Raw genomic sequence first — 19,946 nt, forward strand, 5'->3', positions numbered from 1 at the left:
ACGGATGGCTGACCCGGCACTGGGACGGATGGCTGACCCGGCACTGGGACGGGCGGCTGACCCGGCACTGGGACGGGCGGTTGACCCCGGCACCGGGACGGGCGGCTGACCCGGTGCCGGACAATGGCCCGTGTGAGTGATGTGCGACATGTGCTGGTGCTGCCCGACCGTGAGGCCGCGGAGGAGGTGGCCGAGGCCCTCGGGGAACGGTTCGGCGTGGACGAGGAGCCCCGGCTGGTGCGGGACGCGCTCGCCGGTGAGGACGACGCGGAGGACGCGCAGTGGCTCGTCGTCCTGCGGGACGAGTCGGCCCGGCTGGACCCCGCGGAGCTGGACGGGTTCGTGGCGGAGTGGGACGGCTGGCGGGAGGAGCCGTAGCCCGGCAGCCGCCGACCGGGCGGCGTTGTCGGTGGCGCGTGGGATGCTTGTCGCGATGGCCAGGAAGACCGCATCCGACGACCCCCTCGCCCCGGTGACGCTCGCCGTGGGCCAGGAGGACCTGCTGCTCGACCGCGCCGTGCGGGAGGTGGTGGCCGCCGCGAGGGCCGCCGACGCCGACACGGACGTACGCGACCTGACACCGGACCAGCTCCAGCCCGGCACCCTCGCCGAGCTGACCAGCCCGTCGCTCTTCGCGGAGCGCAAGGTCGTCGTCGTACGCAACGCGCAGGACCTGTCGGCCGACACCGTCAAGGACGTGAAGGCGTACCTCGGCTCGCCCGCCGAGGAGATCACCCTCGTCCTGCTGCACGCGGGCGGTGCCAAGGGCAAGGGACTGCTCGACGCGGCGCGCAAGGCGGGGGCGCGGGAGGTGGCGTGCCCGAAGATGACCAAGCCGGCGGACCGGCTGGCCTTCGTGCGGGGCGAGTTCCGCACCACCGGCCGATCGGCCACCCCGGAGGCGTGCCAGGCGCTGGTCGACGCCATCGGCAGCGACCTGCGGGAGCTGGCCTCGGCGGTGACCCAGCTGGTCGCGGACGTCGAGGGCACGATCGACGAGGTGGTCGTCGGGCGGTACTACACCGGGCGGGCCGAGGCGTCGAGTTTCGAGGTCGCCGACCGGGCGGTCGAGGGACGCGCGGCGGAGGCCCTGGAGGCCCTGCGCTGGTCGCTGTCGACGGGAGTGGCCCCGGTGCTGATCACCAGCGCGCTGGCCCAGGGCGTACGGGCGATCGGCAAGCTGTCGTCGGCGCGCGGCGGCAGACCGGCCGATCTCGCCCGCGAGCTGGGCATGCCGCCGTGGAAGATCGACCGGGTGCGGCAGCAGATGCGCGGCTGGACCCCGGACGGCGTGGCCGTCGCCCTGCGCGCGGTCGCCGAGGCGGACGCGGGCGTGAAGGGCGGCGGGGACGACCCGGAGTACGCCCTGGAGAAGGCGGTCGTCACGATCGCCCGCGCGGCCCGCTCGCGGGGACGGGCTTAGCGGAACGGAACGGGGAAGGCCGAAGGCCCCGCCCACCACCCGGGGAAGGGTGTGAGGGCGGGGCCTTCGGTCGAAACGTGTGAGCCCGTACCCGCGTGGCGAACGCAGGCCGCGTACGGGCTCGGGGTGCCGGCCGGGGGCGGATGAGAGAGGGCCCGCCCGGAGTCCCGCCGACGGTCAGATCAAAAGGGTGGTTCAGCCCTTGACGGCCGCGACCTTCTGCGCCAGCGCCGACTTCTTGTTGGCGGCCTGGTTCTTGTGGATGACGCCCTTGGAGACGGCCTTGTCGAGCTGACGCGCGGCGGCGCGCTGGTACTCGGTGGCCTTCTCGACGTCACCCGCGGCGGCGGCCTCGCGGGCCTTGCGGATCGCGGTCTTCAGAGAGGACTTGACGGCCTTGTTGCGCAGCCGGGCCTTCTCGTTGGTCTTGTTCCGCTTGATCTGGGACTTGATGTTCGCCACGAATGAGCCTCTACAGGTTCTGGTACGGGATCGCAGTGGACCCGCACCGGTGATTTCTTGGGGTGTGCCTCGCGCTGAGAGGGCATGAGACACAGCCCCCCACACTACCAGCGGCTCATTCAGTGGCCCAAACCCGTCTCCGGTCGCCACCCGTGGGACGATGGAAGCTACGTATCGATCCGACCCGAGACCGCAGACGCACAAGCACACGTATGCGGACGCCTCAAGAATCAGGACCCTGCGTGCCCGCGATCCCCAGCCATGTGCCCGAGCCGAGCCGTACCGACCCCGCGCTGATCCGCAATTTCTGCATCATCGCGCACATCGACCACGGCAAGTCCACGCTCGCCGACCGGATGCTCCAGCTGACCGGTGTGGTCGAGCAGCGGCAGATGCGCGCTCAGTACCTCGACCGCATGGACATCGAGCGCGAGCGCGGCATCACGATCAAGTCCCAGGCGGTGCGGTTGCCGTGGGCGCCCACCCACGACCAGGGCAACACGCACATCCTCAACATGATCGACACCCCCGGGCACGTCGACTTCACCTACGAGGTCTCGCGGTCGCTCGCCGCGTGCGAGGGGACCATCCTCCTCGTCGACGCCGCCCAGGGCATCGAGGCCCAGACCCTCGCCAACCTCTACCTGGCGATGGAGAACGACCTCACGATCATCCCCGTACTGAACAAGATCGACCTGCCGGCCGCGCAGCCGGAGAAGTTCGCCGAGGAGCTGGCGAACCTGGTCGGCTGCGACCCCGACGACGTGCTCAAGGTCTCCGCGAAGACCGGTCTCGGCGTCGAGGCGCTGCTGGACAAGGTGGTCGCCGAGATCCCGCCCCCGGTCGGCGTCAAGGACGCCCCCGCCCGCGCGATGATCTTCGACTCGGTCTACGACTCCTACCGCGGTGTCGTGACGTACGTCCGTGTCATCGACGGCCAGCTCAACAAGCGCGAGCGGATCCGGATGATGTCCACCGGCGCGACCCACGAGCTGCTGGAGATCGGCACCAACTCCCCGGAGATGCTGCCCGCCGACGGCCTCGGCGTCGGCGAGGTGGGCTACCTCATCACCGGTGTGAAGGACGTCCGCCAGTCGAAGGTCGGTGACACCGTCACCAGCCAGCACAAGGGCGCCGAGGAGGCGCTCGGCGGCTACAAGGACCCCAAGCCGATGGTGTTCTCCGGCCTCTACCCGCTGGACGGCTCCGACTACCCGGAGCTGCGCGAGGCCCTCGACAAGCTCCAGCTCAACGACGCCGCCCTGGTCTACGAGCCGGAGACCTCCGCCGCCCTCGGCTTCGGTTTCCGCGTCGGCTTCCTCGGCCTGCTGCACCTGGACGTGATCCGCGAGCGCCTGGAGCGCGAGTTCGGCCTCGACCTGATCGCCACCGCGCCGAACGTGGTCTACCGGGTGGTCATGGAGGACGGCAGCGAGCACATCGTCACCAACCCGAGCGAGTTCCCCGAGGGGAAGATCGGCGAGGTGTACGAGCCGGTGGTGCGCGCCACCATCCTGGCGCCCAGCGAGTTCATCGGCTCGATCATGGAGCTGTGCCAGACCCGGCGCGGCGTCCTGCTCGGCATGGACTACCTCTCCGAGGACCGGGTGGAGATCCGCTACACCCTCCCGCTCGCCGAGATCGTCTTCGACTTCTTCGACCAGCTGAAGTCCAAGACTCGCGGCTACGCCTCCCTGGACTACGAGCCCACCGGCGAGCAGACCTCCAGCCTGGTGAAGGTCGACATCCTGCTGCACGGCGACAAGGTGGACGCGTTCTCCGCGATCACCCACAAGGACCAGGCGTACGCGTACGGCGTACGGCTCGTCGCCAAGCTCAAGGAGCTCATCCCGCGGCAGGCCTTCGAGGTCCCGGTGCAGGCCGCCATCGGCTCCCGGGTCATCGCCCGCGAGACCATCCGCGCCATCCGCAAGGACGTCCTCGCCAAGTGCTACGGCGGTGACATCTCCCGCAAGCGGAAGCTGCTGGAGAAGCAGAAGGAGGGCAAGAAGCGGATGAAGATGGTGGGTTCCGTGGAGGTCCCGCAGGAGGCCTTCATCGCCGTCCTCTCCAGTGACGACAGCGCGGGATCCGGCAAGGGCAAGAAGTAGCCGGGGAAGCGGCCCGGCGGTTACCGCGGGTCACTCCGCGAACCGGGCGGAACGGGGGCCCGTCGCACGCGAGTGCGGCGGGCCCCGCGCGTTCACGGGGTAGCCATCTGTACGAAGTAACAGGCCGCAGGCCCTTACGTCATCGCCGGTCGGCCTCTACTCTGATCCCCACTCGATAGTTACTCGCCAGTTAAACAACGGCGCGAGGAAACCCAAGCCCCACTGAGCCAGCCGCACCGTCGCGGGCCCCGGAGGACGTCGTGAGCGACACACAGACACTGATCGAGAACCGTCCGCCGAGCGTGGCGACCCTCTTCCTGGAGCGCGTGGCGGCCACACCGGACGCCGAGGCCTACCGCTACCCGGTCCCGGCGGCCTCCGGTACGGGCCCCGACGACTGGAAGTCCCTCACCTGGGCGGGCGCCGCCGAGCGGGTCCACGCCATCGCGGCCGGCCTGATCGAGCTGGGCGTCGAGCCCGAGGAGCGGGTCGCGCTGGCCTCCGCCACCCGGGTCGAGTGGATCCTCGCCGACCTCGGCATCCTCTGCGCCGGCGCCGCCACCACCACGGTCTACCCGCAGACCAACGCCGACGAGTCCGCCTACATCCTGTCCGACTCCCAGAGCCGGGTGCTCATCGCGGAGAACGCCGAGCAGGCGGCCAAGGCGGTCGAGAAGCGCGCCGAGCTGCCCGAGCTCACCCGCGTCGTGGTCGTCGACCCGGCCGGCGCCGAGACCGACGACTTCGTGATCACCCTCGCCGACCTGGAGAAGCGCGGCGCCGCCCGGCTCCAGCAGGAACCGGAGCTGATCAAGGAGCGGGTCGCCGCGCTCACCAAGGACCAGCTCGCCACCCTGATCTACACCTCCGGCACCACCGGCCGCCCCAAGGGCGTGCGCCTGCCGCACGACTGCTGGTCGTACATGGCGAAGGCGATCGCCGCGACCGGGCTGGTCGGCGGCGACGACGTGCAGTACCTGTGGCTGCCGCTCGCGCACGTCTTCGGCAAGGTGCTCACCTCCGGCCAGATCGAGGTCGGCCACGTCACCGCCGTCGACGGCCGCGTCGACAAGATCATCGAGAACCTCCCGGTGGTCCGGCCGACCTACATGGCGGCCGTGCCCCGCATCTTCGAGAAGGTCTACAACGGCGTGGCCGCCAAGGCGAAGGCCGGCGGCGGAGCCAAGTACAAGATCTTCCAGTGGGCCGCGGGCGTCGCCCGCGAGTACGCCAAGGTCACCCAGGACAACTTCCGCCGCACCGGCACCGCGAGCGCCCCCTTCGGCCTCTCGGCGAAGCACGGCGTCGCCGACAAGCTCGTCTACGCCAAGATCCGCGAGGCCTTCGGCGGCAACCTGCGCGCCTGCGTCTCCGGCTCGGCGGCGCTCGCCCCCGAGATCGGCTACTTCTTCTCCGGCGCCGGCATCCACATCCTGGAGGGCTACGGCCTCACCGAGTCCTCCGCCGCCTCCTTCGTCAACCCGGGGGAGGCCTACCGCACCGGCACCGTCGGCAAGCCGCTGCCCGGCACCGAGGTCCGCATCGCCGACGACGGCGAGATCCTGCTGCGCGGCCCCGGCATCATGCAGGGCTACCACAACCTGCCCGAGAAGACCGCCGAGGTCCTGGAGGAGGACGGCTGGTTCCACACCGGCGACATCGGCGAACTCTCGCCCGACGGCTACCTGCGCATCACCGACCGCAAGAAGGACCTGATCAAGACCTCCGGTGGCAAGTACATCGCCCCCGCCGAGGTCGAGGGCCAGTTCAAGGCGGTCTGCCCCTACGTCTCCAACATCCTCGTCCACGGTGCCGACCGGAACTACTGCACCGCCCTCATCGCCCTCGACGAGGCCGCCCTCGCCCCCTGGGCGGCCGAGAACGGCCTGGCGGGCAAGCCGTACGCGGAGATCGTCGCCGCCCCCGCCACGGTCGAGATGGTCGACGGCTACGTCAGGCAGCTCAACGAGGGCCTGCAGCGCTGGCAGACCATCAAGAAGTTCCGCCTCCTGCCCCGCGACCTCGACGTCGAGCACGGCGAGATCACCCCGAGCCTGAAGCTGAAGCGCCCGGTGGTGGAGCGCGAGTACAAGCACCTCATCGAGGAGATGTACGAGGGCACGCGCGAGGCGTGACCGTCACGCAGTGACGAGCGGGCGGGGCGGGGTGGTCCCCGCCCCGCCCGCTGTGCCCGGGGAGGGGGCGGCTCGGCCGGCCGCCGCGAAGTCCGTGAACGCCGCCCGGCCGGCCGCGGGCTGCCGGGAGGAGCGGCTGCCTGCACCGGCGGAGGCCCCTGCCTGCTCGGCGCACACGGGCGTGGACTGCTCCTCGTGGACGCGCTCGCCTTCCGGCGGGGCGTCACACCCCGGCCCCCGTCATCTTCTTCGCGGTCCTGCAAGAGGGCCGCCGGCCCCCGGGCCCGTCACGGCGCGAGCTCCCGGCCGTATTCCGGTGCTGCCAGGAACGGGCCGACTTTCTGTTCGTTCCTGAACGCGTGCGTAGCACTGTTTTCACTCCTGACGGTCCACTTCGGTGACTCGGCGCATATGAGCGGGTCCGGTCTGTCACCCTGTCGGCAGCGATCGAGGTTCTATTCGTACGAACTGTCCGGGGAGCTGCCCATGAGGGCCATTCCGACCCAACGGGAGACCGCCTCGTGCGCCTCCGGCGCGCGGGAGCGCGCGTGGGTGGACGCGACCCTGCCCGGGAGCCCCCTCGCGCCGGGTACCGCACGCGCCCTGCTGCGCAAGGCGCTCACCGAGTGGGCGGAACTCGCCCTGCCCGGCGCCGAACACCTCACCGGCCGCGTCGGCGACGACGTCACGCTGATCGCCAGCGAACTCGTCACCAACGCCGTCGTGCACGCCGGCACCGAGGTGCGTCTGACGTGCGGGCTGGAGGAGGCGACCGGCGCACTCGTCGTCGAGGTCGCCGACCGGCACCCCTCCCGCGCGCCGCGCGGCAACGAGCCGGGGGGATCGCCCCACGACACCCCCGAGTACGGGCGCGGCCTGCGCCTCGTCGCCGCGCTCTCTGAGGCCTGGGGCATCACCTACCGTCCGGGCACGAAGACGGTGTGGGCGCGCCTGACCGCCGGGGGGTGCGCGGCGGACGACCAGATCGAGGCGTACGCGGGGGAGCGCACGCTGGCGCGCGACCTGAGGGTGGCGGAGATCCTCGCGCCGGAGCCGCCCCGGCCGGAGCAGGGCGCCCCCGACCCGCCGGCCGCCCCCGGCCCGCTGGCCTCCCGACGCCCGCCCGGCCACCGGGAAGCGTCCGGTCCCTCCCGTGACACCTGGCGCGGCGGCTCGTACGGCGACGACTGGCTCGCCCGCCGGCCCGGGCGGGACGGCACCTGGCTGGGGCGCGGCGCCCTCTCCTTCCTCGCCGAGGCCTCCGACCTGCTCGCCGGACAGCTGGACGAGGACCTGGTCACCTCGCTCACCGGGCAGCTGATCGTGCCGCGACTGGCCGACTGGTGCGCGGTGTGGCTGGAGGACGAGACCACCGGCCACGGCGGCGGCTGGAGCGAGGTGAGCCGGGCCGACGGCTCCCGCCTCGCCCGTGTCTGGCACGCGAGTGAGAACCGCATCGAGGATCTGAGCCGTTCCCTGGAGCGGAACCCGCCCCACACAGGCGACCCGTTACAGGCCGGACCCGTCCCCTACCCGTGGCCGGACGGAGCACTCGACACCCCGGACGCCCTGGACGCCCTGGACGCCCCGGGCACCCCGGACGCCGACGACCGGGCCGCCGGGCACCCCACCGCCCCCGGCACCGCCCTCGCCTACCGGCTCGTCGCCGGCGGGCGCCCGCTCGGCACGCTGGTGATCGGCCGGGGCGGCATCGACCGCTTCCCCGACGAGATCACCGGGCTGGCCGAGGACCTCGGCCGGCGCGTCGCGCTCGCCATCGGGGCCGCCCGGCAGTACTCCCGCCAGGCCACCATCAGCGCCGTCCTCCAGCGCGGACTGCTGCCCGGCGCCGTCGCCGAGATCCCCGGCGTGCGCAGCGCCCTCGTCTACGAACCCTGCGACAAGGGCGGGCCGAGCGGCGACTTCTACGACCTCTTCCCGGCGGGCCGGGGCCGCTGGTGCTTCACCGTCGGCGACGTCCAGGGCAAGGGACCCGAGGCCGCCGTCGTCATCGGCCTCGCCCGGCCCTGGCTGCGGCTGCTCGCCCGCGAGGGCTACCGCGTCGCCGACGTCCTCGACCGCCTCAACCAGCTCCTCCTCGACGACGCCACCGAGGCCGCCGACGCCGCGGCCCGCGCCCTGGTGGCCGCCGGGGCCCGCCCGACCGCCCCCGGCGACGGCCCCCAGACCCGCTTCCTCTCCCTCCTCTACGGCGAACTCGTCCCCTTCGCCGGCGGCGTCCGCTGCACCCTTGCCTCCGCCGGACACCCCCTGCCCCTGCTGCTCGCCCCCGACGGCTCGGTCCGTGCCGTCGCCCAGCCGCAGACCCTGCTCGGGGTCGTCGAGGACGCCACCTACACCAGCGAGACCTTCGAGATGTACTCGGGCGACACCCTGCTCTGCGTCACCGACGGAGTCACCGAGCGGCGCTCCGGCTCCCGCCAGTTCGACGACGGCGACGGGCTCGCCGTGGCCCTGGCGGGGTGCGCGGGGATGGACGCCGAGCTGATAGCGGAACGGATCACACAGCTCGTGCATGAGTTCGGGGCCCGTCCACCGGCCGACGATCTCGCCCTGCTGGTGCTCCAGGCGGAATGACGCGGCCGGTGCGGGACAATGGAGCACATGCCTTCCGCACTCCCCGACGGCGAGCCCGTCCCCGCCGACGGCGCGCTGCCCGCGTCCGCGCTCGCCGGGGCCGCCGACCGCCCCCTCGGGTTCTACCTGCACGTCCCGTACTGCGCGACCCGCTGCGGCTACTGCGACTTCAACACCTACACCGCGACCGAGCTGCGCGGCAGCGGCGGGGTGCTGGCCTCCCGCGACAACTACGCCGGGACCCTGACCGACGAGGTCCGCCTGGCCCGCAAGGTGCTGGGGGACGACCCGCGCGAGGTCCGCACGGTGTTCGTCGGCGGGGGTACGCCGACCCTGCTGGCCGCCGACGACCTCGTACGGATGCTGGGCGCGATCCGGGAGGAGTTCGGGCTGGCGCCGGACGCGGAGGTCACCACGGAGGCGAACCCGGAGTCGGTCGACCCGGCCTACCTGGCGACCCTCCGCGCGGGCGGCTTCAACCGCATCTCCTTCGGCATGCAGAGCGCCCGGCAGCACGTGCTCAAGGTCCTCGACCGCACGCACACCCCCGGCCGCCCCGAGGCGTGCGTCGCCGAGGCCCGCGCGGCCGGCTTCGAGCACGTCAACCTCGACCTGATCTACGGCACGCCGGGGGAGTCCGACGCCGACTGGCGGGCGTCCCTGGAGGCGGCGATCGGCGCCGGTCCCGACCACGTCTCGGCGTACGCGTTGATCGTCGAGGAGGGCACGCAGCTCGCCCGCCGCATCCGCCGCGGCGAGGTGCCGATGACCGACGACGACGTGCACGCGGACCGCTACCTGATCGCCGAGGAGATGCTGTCCGCGGCGGGCTTCGACTGGTACGAGGTGTCGAACTGGGCCACCTCCGAAGCCGGCCGCTGCCTGCACAACGAGCTGTACTGGCGCGGCGCCGACTGGTGGGGCGCGGGACCCGGCGCCCACTCGCACGTGGGCGGGGTGCGCTGGTGGAACGTCAAGCACCCGGGCGCGTACGCGGCGGCGCTGGCGGAGGGGCGGTCGCCGGGGGCGGGGCGCGAGGTCCTGACGGACGAGGACCGGCGGGTGGAGCGGATCCTGCTGGAGCTGCGGCTCGAGGAGGGCGTGCCGCTGTCTCTGCTGAAGGAGGCGGGGCTGGAGGCGTCGCGGCGGGCCCTGACGGACGGGCTGCTCCGGCAGGGGGCGTACGACGAGGGCCGCGCGGCCCTCACCCTGCGGGGGCGGTTGCTCGCCGACGCGGTGGTGCGGGACCTGGTGGACTGAACAGGGGTCTCTTCGCCCCCGCCGCCCTTTCCCGTCCCGACCCGGGGCTCCGCCCCGGACCCCGCTCCTCAAACGCCGGAAGGGCTGGAAAGGGGGCCCGGGAGCGCGGCCCCCGGGGTCAGGCCGGTGCCGTGACGAAGTCGATCAGTTCCTCCACGCGGCCCAGGAGCTGCGGCTCCAGGTCCTTGTACGAGCGCACCGAGCCGAGGATCCGCTGCCACGCCTCCCCGGTGTTCGCCACGCGCCAGCCCAGCGCCCGGCACACCCCCGTCTTCCAGTCCTGACCGCGCGGCACCCGGGGCCACGCCTCGATGCCGACCGACGCCGGCTTCACCGCCTCCCAGACGTCGATGTACGGGTGGCCCACCACCAGCGCGTGCTCGCTCGTCACCGCCTCCGCGATCCGCCACTCCTTCGACCCCGGCACCAGGTGGTCCACCAGGACGCCCAGCCGCGCGTCCGGGCCGGGGGAGAAGTCCTCGACGATCGACGGCAGGTCGTCCACGCCCTCCAGGTACTCCACGACCACCCCCTCGACGCGCAGGTCGTCGCCCCACACCTTCTCGACCAGCTCGGCGTCGTGCCGCCCCTCGACGTAGATGCGCCCCGCGCGGGCCACCCGCGCCCGCGCGCCGGGGACGGCCACCGAACCGGATGCCGTACGGGCGGGCCGCCGAGGACCGGCGGCCGGCCGCACCAGCGTCACCACGCGTCCCTCCAGCAGGAAGCCCCGCGGCTCCAGCGGGAACACCCGGTGCTTGCCGAAGCGGTCCTCCAGCGTCACCGTGCCCGCCTCGCAGCGGATCACCGCGCCGCAGAAGCCGGTGCCGGGCTCCTCCACCACCAGGCCGGGCTCGGCCGCGACCTCGGGGACCGGCTGCGGTTTCTTCCACGGAGGGGTCAGATCGGCGGAGTACTGGCGCATTCTGATGACGATACGAGGATCCCGTCCGCGGCGATCAGTGCGACACGCCGAAACGGGCCGCCAGGGCGTCGCGCTGGGCCCGTACGAACGCCGCGTCCACCACCGCGCCGTGGCCGGGGACGTACCGCGCGTCCTCGCCGCCCAACTCCAGGAGCCGGTCCAGCGCGGCCGGCCAGTGGGACGGTACGGCGTCGGGGCCGGCCTGCGGTTCGCCCGACTCCTCGACCAGGTCGCCGCAGAACACCACCTCCGGGTCGCCGGGGACGAGGACCGCGAGGTCGTGGGCGGTGTGGCCCGGGCCCACGTTCGCCAGCAGCACCTGCCGGCCGCCGGCCGGGCCGAGGTCGAGCGTCCACTCGCCGGACACCGCGTGCCGCGGCGGGACCAGTGCGTCCACGGCCTCCTCGGCCACGCGCGCGTCCAGCCCGTGACGCACCGCGTCCGCGCGCAGCTCCTCGCGCCCGCGGCCCGTCAGCACCGTGTCCATGCCCACCGCGCCGAACACCTCCGCGCCCGCGAACGCCCCCGCCCCGAGGACGTGGTCGAAGTGGGGGTGGGTGAGCGCGAGATGCGTCACACGGCGACCGGTGAGCGCCTGCGCCTCCGTCCGCAACCGCGCGCCCTCGCCCAGGCCGGAACCCGCGTCGACGAGCAGCACCCCGTCCGCGCCGGCGACGAGCCCCACCGTGCAGTCCCACCCCGGCAGCCGGCACCGCCCCACTCCGGAGGCCACTTGCTCCCATCCCGACTCTTCCCAAGTCACGGTCATACCGGGACGCTATCGGGGACGACGCCGCCCGGCGCGGGGGCGCGGGGACCGGCCTTGCCCGGGGCGTACCCTCCGGCCGTACACTGGGCGGGGAAGTCTGGCACTCGCGTACGAAGAGTGCCAGGCGGACAGGGAAGGTACCGCGCGGAAGGCTCTGGAGGTGTGCGCGATGCTCAGTGAACGCAGGCTCCAGGTGCTGCGCGCCATCGTCCAGGACTACGTGGGCACCGAGGAGCCCGTCGGCTCCAAGGCCCTCACCGAGCGGCACAACCTCGGCGTCTCCCCGGCCACCGTGCGCAACGACATGGCGGCCCTGGAGGACGAGGGCTTCATCGCCCAGCCGCACACCAGCGCCGGGCGCATCCCCACCGACAAGGGCTACCGCCTGTTCGTCGACAAGCTCGCCGGCGTCAAGCCCATGAGCCCGCCCGAGCGGCGGGCCATCCAGAACTTCCTCGACGGCGCCGTCGACCTCGACGACGTGGTGGCCAGGACCGTGCGGCTGCTCGCGCAGCTGACCCGGCAGGTCGCCGTCGTGCAGTACCCGTCGCTGACCCGCTCCACGGTGCGGCACGTGGAACTGCTGTCCCTGGCCCCCGCGCGGCTGATGCTGGTGCTGATCACGGACACCGGCCGGGTGGAGCAGCGCATGGTCGACTGCCCGGCGCCGTTCGGCGAGTCCTCCCTGGCGGACCTGCGGGCCCGTCTGAACAGCAGGGTCGCGGGCCGCCGGTTCGCCGATGTGCCGAGCCTGGTGGAGGATCTCCCCGAGGCGTTCGAGGCAGAGGACCGCGGTACGGTCTCGACGGTGCTCTCCACCCTCCTGGAGACGCTCGTCGAGGAGAACGAGGAGCGGCTGATGATCGGCGGCACCGCCAATCTCACCCGCTTCGGACATGACTTCCCCCTCACGATCCGGCCCGTCCTCGAGGCGCTCGAGGAGCAGGTCGTGCTCCTCAAACTCCTCGGTGAGGCGGGGGATTCGGGCATGACCGTGCGCATCGGGCACGAGAACGCCTACGAGGGACTCAACTCCACGTCCGTCGTGTCGGTCGGCTACGGTTCGGGCGGCGAGGCGGTTGCCAAGCTCGGCGTGGTCGGACCGACCCGCATGGATTACCCGGGAACGATGGGAGCGGTACGCGCAGTGGCACGGTACGTCGGACAGATCCTGGCGGAGTCGTAGTGGCCACGGACTACTACGCCGTACTCGGCGTGCGCCGCGACGCCTCGCAGGAGGAGATCAAGAAGGCCTTCCGGCGGCTCGCCCGCGAGCTGCACCCGGACGTCAATCCTGATCCCAAGACGCAGGAGCGGTTCAAGGAGATCAACGCCGCCTACGAGGTGCTGTCGGACCCGCAGAAGAAGCAGGTCTACGACCTCGGCGGCGACCCCCTCTCGCAGACCGGCGGCGGTGGCGCGGGCGGCTTCGGGGCGGGTGGCTTCGGCAACTTCTCCGACATCATGGACGCGTTCTTCGGCACGGCGTCGCAGCGCGGGCCGCGCTCGCGCACCCGCCGGGGCCAGGACGCGATGATCCGCATCGACGTCGAGCTCGACGAGGCCGCGTTCGGCACGACCAAGGACATCCAGGTCGACACGGCCGTCGTCTGCACGACGTGCAGCGGTGAGGGCGCCGCGCCCGGCACCAGCGCGCAGACCTGTGACATGTGCCGGGGCCGCGGTGAGGTCTCGCAGGTCACGCGGTCCTTCCTGGGCCAGGTCATGACCTCCCGCCCCTGCCCGCAGTGCCAGGGCTTCGGCACCGTCGTCCCCACCCCGTGCCCGGAGTGCGCGGGCGACGGCCGGATCCGTTCCCGGCGCACCCTCACGGTCAAGATCCCGGCCGGTGTGGACAACGGCACCCGGATCCAGCTGGCCGGCGAGGGCGAGGTCGGGCCCGGCGGCGGTCCCGCCGGAGACCTGTACGTGGAGATCCACGAGCTCCCGCACGCGCAGTTCCAGCGGCGCGGCGACGACCTGCACTGCACGGTCACCCTCCCGATGACGGCGGCGGCCCTCGGCACCAAGGTGCCGCTGGAGACGCTGGACGGCATGGAGGAGGTCGACATCCGGCCCGGTACCCAGTCCGGCCAGTCGATCCCGCTGCACGGCCGGGGCGTCACGCACCTGCGCGGCGGCGGCCGGGGCGACCTCATCGTCCACGTCGAGGTCCAGACCCCGACCAAGCTCGACCCGGAACAGGAACGCCTGCTCCGCGAGCTGGCCAAGCTCCGGGGAGAGGAACGGCCCACGGGGCAGTTCCAGCCGGGGCAGCAAGGGCTGTTCTCGCGGTTGAAGGACGCCTTCAACGGGCGCTGACGCGCTCGTTCGGCGGGGCGGCGCCCTTGTCGCCGCCCCGCCGAAAAGTGGCTTATGCCAAGAGGAAGGGCGGATTCGGCGTTGGTCGGAGGACGTGACAACATGCCGTCATGTCCTCCGTGCTGACCGATATCTGCCCGCACCCGATCGTGCAGGCACCCATGGCGGGCGGTGTCGCCGTGCCGCAGCTCGCCGCGGCCGTGTCCGAGGCGGGCGGGCTCGGTTTCCTGGCCGCCGGGTACAAGACCGCGGACGGGATGTACCAGGAGATCAAGCAACTGCGGGGACTGACCTCCCGGCCCTTCGGCGTCAACCTCTTCCTGCCGCAGCCGGAGACGGCCGCCCCGGCCGCCGTCGGCGTCTACGCCCACCAGCTGGCCGGTGAGGCCTCCTGGTACGAGACCGAGCTCGGCGACCCCGACAGCGGCCGCGACGACGGCTACGACGCCAAGCTCGCCGTGCTGCTGGACAACCCGGTGCCGGTGGTGTCGTTCCACTTCGGTGTGCCGGCCCGCGAGGTCCTGGACTCCCTGCGCCGCGTCGGTACGCTCACGCTGGTCACCGCCACGACCGCGGAGGAGGCCCAGGCCGTGGAACGGGCCGGCGCCGACGCGGTGATCGCGCAGGGCGTGGAGGCCGGCGGCCACCAGGGCACCCACCGCGACATGCCGGAGGTGGACGGCTCCGGCCTCGGACTGCTCTCCCTCGTCGCCCAGGTCCGGGAGTCCGTCGGCATCCCGGTCGTCGCCGCCGGCGGCATCATGCGCGGCGGCCAGATCGCCGCGGTCCTCGCGGCCGGTGCCGACGCGGCCCAGCTCGGCACGGCCTTCGTCGCCGCCCACGAGTCCGGCGCCCACGCCCTGCACAAGCAGGCCCTCACCGACCCCCTGTACGGCCGCACCGAGCTGACCCGCGCCTTCTCCGGCCGCCCGGCCCGCGCCCTGGTCAACCGCTTCCTGCGCGAGCACGGCCCGTACGCGCCCGCCGCCTACCCGGACGTCCACCACCTCACCGCGCCGCTGCGCAAGGCCGCCGCCAAGGCCGGTGACGCGCAGGGCCTGGCGCTGTGGGCGGGGCAGGGCCACCGGATGGCCCGCGAACTGCCCGCCGGGCAGCTGGTGGAGGTGCTGGCCGCCGAACTGGCCGCCGCCCGCACGGCGTTGTCGGCGGGAGGTGCCCGATGACCGCGCCGGTGTTCGTCGTCGACCACTTCGACACGGACGGCACCGGCCGTTACGTGCTCGACGGCCCCGAGGGGCGGCACGCCGTCTCCGTGAAGCGGCTGCGGGCCGGTGAGGGGGTCGTCCTCACCGACGGGGCCGGGCGCTGGGCCGAGGGCGAGGTGGATGCCGCCGAGGGCAAGGACCGGTTGATCGTGCGGCTCGGTGAAGTCGTCGAGGAACCCGAGGAGTTCCCCCGGCTGACGGTCGTCCAGGCGCTGCCCAAGGGTGACCGGGGCGAGGTGGCCGTGGAGACGATGACCGAGGTCGGCGTCGACGTGGTCGTGCCGTGGGCGGCCTCCCGCTGCATCACGCAGTGGAAGGGCGAGCGCGGGCTGAAGTCCCTCGCCAAGTGGCGGGCGACGGCCCGGGAGGCCGGCAAGCAGTCCCGCCGGGTGCGCTTCCCCGAGGTCGCGGACGCGGCGACGAGCAGGCGGGTTGCCTCACTTCTCGCCGATGCGGAGTTCGCGGCCGTGCTGCACGAGAGCGGCACCGAACCCCTCGCGACCGCCGAACTCCCCACCTCCGGCGAGATCGTGCTGGTCGTCGGGCCCGAGGGCGGTGTCTCCCCGGAGGAGTTGGCCCTCTTCGAGGCGGCCGGGGCGCGGGCCTACCGGCTGGGGCGGAGTGTGCTGCGTACGTCCACGGCCGGTACGGCTGCGGCGGCGCTGTTGCTCGGGCGTACGGGGCGCTGGTCCTGACCGGGGGTTTCCTCGCCGCCGCCGCCCCTTCCCGTCCCGAACCCGGGGCGGAGCCCCCGAGGACGGGGACGGAAGGAAGCAAGTGGCCGTATGCGCCCTACCGCGCCGCCGGTGACGGTGGCAGGCTGCCGTTCATGGGGGCGATGAAACGGATCCCGCGACCGGTGCTCGCCGTCGGCTTCGCCGTGGCCGCCGTGGCCGGGGTCACCGCGTGCGAGGGCGGCGGACTCAGCTCCGCGGCCGTCGCGTTCACGACCGACGAGACCGTGACCGAGGAGCTCAACCGGCAGAAGGCCGGCGTGCGCTGGCTCAGCTGCACCGCGTCCTTCGGGGACAAGGACCGCTCACCGTCCGCGGACGAGGACACCGTCGCCTCCGTTGACTGCCAGGGCGAGACGCGGGACGGCAAGGAGATCACCGTCACCGGGAAGATCACCCACGCCGTCAACGGTGCCTGCGTCCGCGGGAACATCACCGCGAAGGTCGGCGGGAAGCAGGTGTTCCGGGTCGACGGCCTGGGCGACTGCGACTCCACCAGCCCGCCGCGCGTGGGCGACCCCACGCACCGAGGCCCGGACCCCACCGTCACCGTGACCGTCACGACGACCGTGTGGTGCGAGCAGTACCCGTCGTGTCGCCCCGTCGAGGGCAAGTGATCGGAACCCCTGTCCAGGACCGCCCGCGCCTGCATAGGGTGATCGGGTGACACAGCCCGCATCGGTCGCATCCGCCGCTTATCTCCGGTTTCCGCATCTGCACGGCGAGTTGGTCGCCTTCACCGCCGAGGACGACGTGTGGCTCGCCCCGCTCGACGGCGGCCGGGCCTGGCGGGTCAGCGCCGACAACGTGCCCGTGACCCACCCCCGTATCTCGCCCGACGGCACCACCGTCGCCTGGACCTCCACCCGCGACGGCGCCCCCGAGGTGCACGTCGCGCCCGTCGAGGGCGGCCCCGCCAGACGCCTGACCCACTGGGGCAGCCCCACCACCCGGACGCGCGGCTGGACGGCGGACGGCCGGGTCCTGGTGACCAGTTCCCAGGGCCAGGCCAGTTTCCGCCGCACCTGGGCCCGCGCCGTCCCCCTCGACGGCGGTCCCGCCACCACCCTGCCCCACGGCCCCGTCGGCGACGTCGCCCAGGGCCCGCACACCGTGCTGCTGTCCGCGCCGATGAGCCGTGAGGCCGCCTGGTGGAAGCGCTACCGGGGCGGTACGGCGGGCAAGCTGTGGATCGACCGCGAGGGCGACGGCGAGTTCGTACGGCTGCACGAGGACCTCGACGGGAACATCGAGTACCCGCTGTGGGCGGGGGACCGGATCGCGTTCCTCTCCGACCACGAGGGCACCGGAGCCCTGTACTCCTCCCTCGCCGACGGATCGGACCTCCGCAGGCACACCCCCCTCGACGGCTTCTACGCCCGCCACGCCGCCGGCGACGGCACCCGCGTCGTCTACTCCAGCGCCGGTGAACTGTGGCTCCTCGACGACCTCGACGGCGCGGAGCCGCGCCGCCTCGACGTCCGGCTCGGCGGGCAGCGCGTCGACCTCCAGCCGTTCCCGGTGAACGCCGCCCGCTGGTTCGGCTCCGCGTCGCCCGACCACACCGCGCGCGGCAGCGCCGTCTGCGTGCGCGGCACCGTCCACTGGGTCACCCACCGCGCCGGCCCCGCCCGCGCGCTCGCCGCGACCCCGGGCGTACGGGCCCGGCGGCCCCGCACCTTCCGCGCGGACGGCGAGGAGTGGGTGGTGTGGGTGACCGACGCCGAGGGCGACGACGCCCTGGAGTTCGCCCCCGCCACCGGACTCGCCCCGGGCGCCACCCCCCGCCGGATCGCCGCCGGGCAGCTGGGCCGCGTCGTGGGACTCGCCATGGCACCCGACGGCGGCCGTGCCGCGGTCGCCTCCCACGACGGCCGGGTCCTCCTCGTCGAGCGGGAGACCGGCGAGGTCCGGGAGGTCGACCGCAGCGAGGACGGCGACGTCTCCGGGCTGGTCTTCTCGCCCGACTCCTCCTGGCTCGCCTGGTCCCACCCAGGGCCGCGCCCGCTCAGCCAGCTCAAGCTCGCCAGCACCACCGACCTGTCGGTCACCGAGGCGACCCCGCTGCGCTTCCAGGACTACGCGCCCGCCTTCACCCTCGACGGCAAGCACCTCGCGTTCCTGTCGACCCGCTCCTTCGACCCGGTCTACGACGAGCACGTCTTCGACCTGGCCTTCGTCGAGGGCGTACGTCCGTATCTGATCACCCTCGCGGCGACCACCCCGTCGCCGTTCGGCCCGCAGCGCCACGGCCGGCCCTTCGAGACGCCGGACCGGGACGGGACCCCCGACAGCGAGGGCACCCCCACCACCCGCGTCGACCTCGACGGTCTCGCCGACCGCATCGTGCCGTTCCCGGTGGAGGCCGCCCGCTACACCAACCTGCGCGCCGCCAAGGACGGGGTGCTGTGGCTGCGGCACCCGGTGCGCGGCGTGCTCGGCGCGTCCCGCGCCACGCCCGACGACCCGGACCCCAAGACCGACCTGGAGCGCTACGACCTCGACCGGCAGCGCATCGAGCACCTGGCCGTGGACGCCGACCACTTCGAGGTCAGCGGCGACGGCAAGCGGGTGTTGCTGTGGACCGACGGGCGGCTGAAGGTCGTGCCCAGCGACCGGCGCGCCTCCGGCGACGACGACAGCGACACCAACATCACCGTCGACCTGGACCGGGTCCGCCAGTTCGTCGACCCGGCCGTCGAGTGGCGGCAGATGTTCGACGAGAACGGCCGCATCATGCGGGACAACTTCTGGCGCCCCGACATGAGCGGTGTGGACTGGGACGGGGTCCTCGACCGGTACCGGCCCGTGCTCGACCGGCTCGCCACCCACGACGACCTGGTGGACCTGCTGTGGGAGGTGCACGGCGAGCTCGGCACCTCGCACGCCTACGTCATCCCGCGCGGCGGCTACGGCGACGGTGCGCGGCAGGGGCTGCTCGGTGCGGACATCTCCCGGCACGAGGACGGCAGTTGGCGGGTCGACCGCGTCCTGCCCGCGGAGACGTCCGATCCGGACGCCCGCTCGCCGCTCGCCGCGCCGGGGGTCGCCGTCCGGCCCGGTGACGCGATCGTCGCCGTCGCCGGGCAGCCGGTCGACCCGGTGACCGGGCCGGCGCCGCTGCTGGTCGGGACGGCGGGGAAGCCGGTGGAGCTGACGGTGTCGCCGGCGGGGGGAGGCGAGCCGCGGCACGCGGTGGTGGTGCCGCTCGCCGACGAGGAGCCGCTGCGGTACCACGCGTGGGTCGCGGACCGGCGGGCGTACGTGCTGGAGAAGTCCGGCGGGCGGCTGGGGTACCTCCACGTTCCCGACATGCAGGCGCCCGGGTGGGCGCAGATCCATCGCGACCTGCGGGTGGAGGTGCTGCGGGAGGGCCTGATCGTGGACGTGCGGGAGAACCGGGGCGGGCACACGTCGCAGCTCGTGGTGGAGAAGCTGGCCCGGCGGATCGTGGGATGGGACCTGCCCCGGGGGATGCGGGCGGAGAGTTATCCGCGGGACGCGCCGCGGGGGCCGGTGGTGGCTGTCGCCAACGAGTTCTCCGGGTCCGACGGGGACATCGTGAACGCGGCGATCCGCGCGCTGGGGATCGGGCCGGTGGTGGGTACCCGTACGTGGGGCGGCGTGATCGGCATCGACAGCCGGTACCGGCTGGTCGACGGGACGCTCGTCACCCAGCCCAAGTACGCCTTCTGGCTGGAGGGGTACGGGTGGGGCGTGGAGAACCACGGGGTCGACCCGGACGTGGAGGTCGTGCAGCGGCCGCAGGATTACGCGGCGGGGCGGGACGTGCAGTTGGACGAGGCGGTGCGGCTGGCGTTGGAGGCGCTGGAGTCGACGCCGGCGAAGGTGCCGCCGGCGCTGTCGTAGCCGGGGGGTGTTCGCGCGGTCCGGCGCTCGCCGGGTGCCTCCCCCGCTCCCGGCCCCGCTCGGACGGGAGGTACCCCCACCGCCCACCCGTGCCCCCTGCGGCACGGGTGC

The 19,946-nt window shown here is 73.1% G+C and carries 15 protein-coding genes; 12 read left to right on the forward strand and 3 right to left on the reverse strand.

Annotated features, from left to right (window positions below; genetic code table 11):
- Positions 1 to 123 precede the first annotated feature (123 nt).
- Together AB0A94_RS24405 and holA are read left to right on the forward strand one after the other, a co-directional pair.
- On the forward strand, positions 124 to 378 hold the full coding sequence (locus tag AB0A94_RS24405; RefSeq protein WP_361747530.1) for a hypothetical protein: 255 nt from the start codon (positions 124 to 126) through the stop codon (positions 376 to 378).
- A 55-nt stretch (positions 379 to 433) separates the two neighbouring features.
- Positions 434 to 1,423, forward strand: a complete 990-nt coding sequence (gene holA / locus AB0A94_RS24410; protein ID WP_361747532.1) for a DNA polymerase III subunit delta — start codon at positions 434 to 436, stop codon at positions 1,421 to 1,423.
- Positions 1,424 to 1,618: 195 nt separating this feature from the next.
- Here holA and rpsT read toward each other — a convergent pair whose 3' ends face one another.
- A complete protein-coding gene (gene rpsT, locus AB0A94_RS24415) occupies positions 1,619 to 1,885 on the reverse strand; it encodes a 30S ribosomal protein S20 (RefSeq protein WP_030858234.1) in 267 nt (88 codons plus the stop codon).
- A gap of 242 nt (positions 1,886 to 2,127) precedes the next feature.
- Here rpsT and lepA point away from each other — a divergent pair, with 242 nt between their 5' ends.
- From lepA to hemW, 4 genes are all read left to right on the forward strand, one after another.
- Positions 2,128 to 3,996, forward strand: coding sequence for a translation elongation factor 4 (lepA, locus tag AB0A94_RS24420; protein ID WP_361747534.1), 1,869 nt, complete (start codon positions 2,128 to 2,130; stop codon positions 3,994 to 3,996).
- Positions 3,997 to 4,256: 260 nt separating this feature from the next.
- Positions 4,257 to 6,131 carry an AMP-dependent synthetase/ligase gene (locus AB0A94_RS24425; RefSeq protein ID WP_361747536.1) on the forward strand — a complete coding sequence of 625 codons (1,875 nt, stop codon included), beginning with the start codon at positions 4,257 to 4,259 and terminating at the stop codon, positions 6,129 to 6,131.
- Between the two features lie 486 nt (positions 6,132 to 6,617).
- Entirely contained in the window at positions 6,618 to 8,729 is a 2,112-nt protein-coding gene (locus tag AB0A94_RS24430) for an ATP-binding SpoIIE family protein phosphatase (RefSeq protein ID WP_361747538.1), read from the forward strand.
- A gap of 27 nt (positions 8,730 to 8,756) precedes the next feature.
- Complete coding sequence (gene hemW, locus AB0A94_RS24435) at positions 8,757 to 9,989, forward strand: radical SAM family heme chaperone HemW (protein WP_361747540.1); 1,233 nt, start codon at positions 8,757 to 8,759, stop codon at positions 9,987 to 9,989.
- Positions 9,990 to 10,107: 118 nt separating this feature from the next.
- On the opposite strand, the gene AB0A94_RS24440 is transcribed toward hemW, so the two are convergent.
- Both AB0A94_RS24440 and AB0A94_RS24445 read right to left on the reverse strand, forming a co-directional pair.
- A complete protein-coding gene (locus AB0A94_RS24440) occupies positions 10,108 to 10,914 on the reverse strand; it encodes a DUF3097 domain-containing protein (RefSeq protein ID WP_217127855.1) in 807 nt (268 codons plus the stop codon).
- Between the two features lie 34 nt (positions 10,915 to 10,948).
- Entirely contained in the window at positions 10,949 to 11,683 is a 735-nt protein-coding gene (locus AB0A94_RS24445) for an MBL fold metallo-hydrolase (protein WP_361747542.1), read from the reverse strand.
- A 169-nt stretch (positions 11,684 to 11,852) separates the two neighbouring features.
- On the opposite strand from AB0A94_RS24445, the gene hrcA reads away from it, so the two are divergent.
- The 6 genes from hrcA (at position 11,853) to AB0A94_RS24475 (ending at position 19,835) form a co-directional block, all read left to right on the forward strand.
- A complete protein-coding gene (gene hrcA / locus AB0A94_RS24450) occupies positions 11,853 to 12,869 on the forward strand; it encodes a heat-inducible transcriptional repressor HrcA (RefSeq protein ID WP_217127857.1) in 1,017 nt (338 codons plus the stop codon).
- Positions 12,869 to 14,005: a molecular chaperone DnaJ gene (gene dnaJ / locus AB0A94_RS24455; protein ID WP_361747544.1), complete on the forward strand. Its 1,137-nt coding sequence runs from the start codon at positions 12,869 to 12,871 to the stop codon at positions 14,003 to 14,005. Before hrcA ends, dnaJ begins: the two co-directional genes overlap by 1 nt.
- 110 nt (positions 14,006 to 14,115) lie before the next feature.
- Positions 14,116 to 15,189: a nitronate monooxygenase gene (locus AB0A94_RS24460; protein ID WP_361747547.1), complete on the forward strand. Its 1,074-nt coding sequence runs from the start codon at positions 14,116 to 14,118 to the stop codon at positions 15,187 to 15,189.
- Positions 15,186 to 15,926 (forward strand): 16S rRNA (uracil(1498)-N(3))-methyltransferase, encoded by a 741-nt coding sequence (locus tag AB0A94_RS24465; RefSeq protein WP_361747549.1) that lies wholly within the window; start codon positions 15,186 to 15,188, stop codon positions 15,924 to 15,926. Before AB0A94_RS24460 ends, AB0A94_RS24465 begins: the two co-directional genes overlap by 4 nt.
- 134 nt (positions 15,927 to 16,060) lie before the next feature.
- Positions 16,061 to 16,582: a hypothetical protein gene (locus AB0A94_RS24470; RefSeq protein WP_361747551.1), complete on the forward strand. Its 522-nt coding sequence runs from the start codon at positions 16,061 to 16,063 to the stop codon at positions 16,580 to 16,582.
- 46 nt (positions 16,583 to 16,628) lie between these two features.
- Positions 16,629 to 19,835, forward strand: a complete 3,207-nt coding sequence (locus tag AB0A94_RS24475; RefSeq protein ID WP_361747552.1) for a PDZ domain-containing protein — start codon at positions 16,629 to 16,631, stop codon at positions 19,833 to 19,835.
- The last annotated feature ends 111 nt before the right edge of the window (positions 19,836 to 19,946 follow it).

The organism is Streptomyces sp. NPDC044984 (assembly GCF_040646935.1).
GTDB lineage: Bacteria > Actinomycetota > Actinomycetes > Streptomycetales > Streptomycetaceae > Streptomyces.

Bases quoted from the DNA above. Each gene is read 5' to 3' on its own strand.
- AB0A94_RS24405 (WP_361747530.1), top strand. From the start codon at position 124: ATGGCCCGTGTGAGTGATGTGCGACATGTGCTGGTGCTGCCCGACCGT.
- holA (WP_361747532.1), top strand. From the start codon at position 434: ATGGCCAGGAAGACCGCATCCGACGACCCCCTCGCCCCGGTGACGCTC.
- AB0A94_RS24430 (WP_361747538.1), top strand. From the start codon at position 6,618: ATGAGGGCCATTCCGACCCAACGGGAGACCGCCTCGTGCGCCTCCGGC.
- hemW (WP_361747540.1), top strand. From the start codon at position 8,757: ATGCCTTCCGCACTCCCCGACGGCGAGCCCGTCCCCGCCGACGGCGCG.
- AB0A94_RS24440 (WP_217127855.1), bottom strand. From the start codon at position 10,914: ATGCGCCAGTACTCCGCCGATCTGACCCCTCCGTGGAAGAAACCGCAG.
- AB0A94_RS24445 (WP_361747542.1), bottom strand. From the start codon at position 11,683: ATGACCGTGACTTGGGAAGAGTCGGGATGGGAGCAAGTGGCCTCCGGA.
- hrcA (WP_217127857.1), top strand. From the start codon at position 11,853: ATGCTCAGTGAACGCAGGCTCCAGGTGCTGCGCGCCATCGTCCAGGAC.
- AB0A94_RS24460 (WP_361747547.1), top strand. From the start codon at position 14,116: ATGTCCTCCGTGCTGACCGATATCTGCCCGCACCCGATCGTGCAGGCA.
- AB0A94_RS24465 (WP_361747549.1), top strand. From the start codon at position 15,186: ATGACCGCGCCGGTGTTCGTCGTCGACCACTTCGACACGGACGGCACC.
- AB0A94_RS24470 (WP_361747551.1), top strand. From the start codon at position 16,061: ATGGGGGCGATGAAACGGATCCCGCGACCGGTGCTCGCCGTCGGCTTC.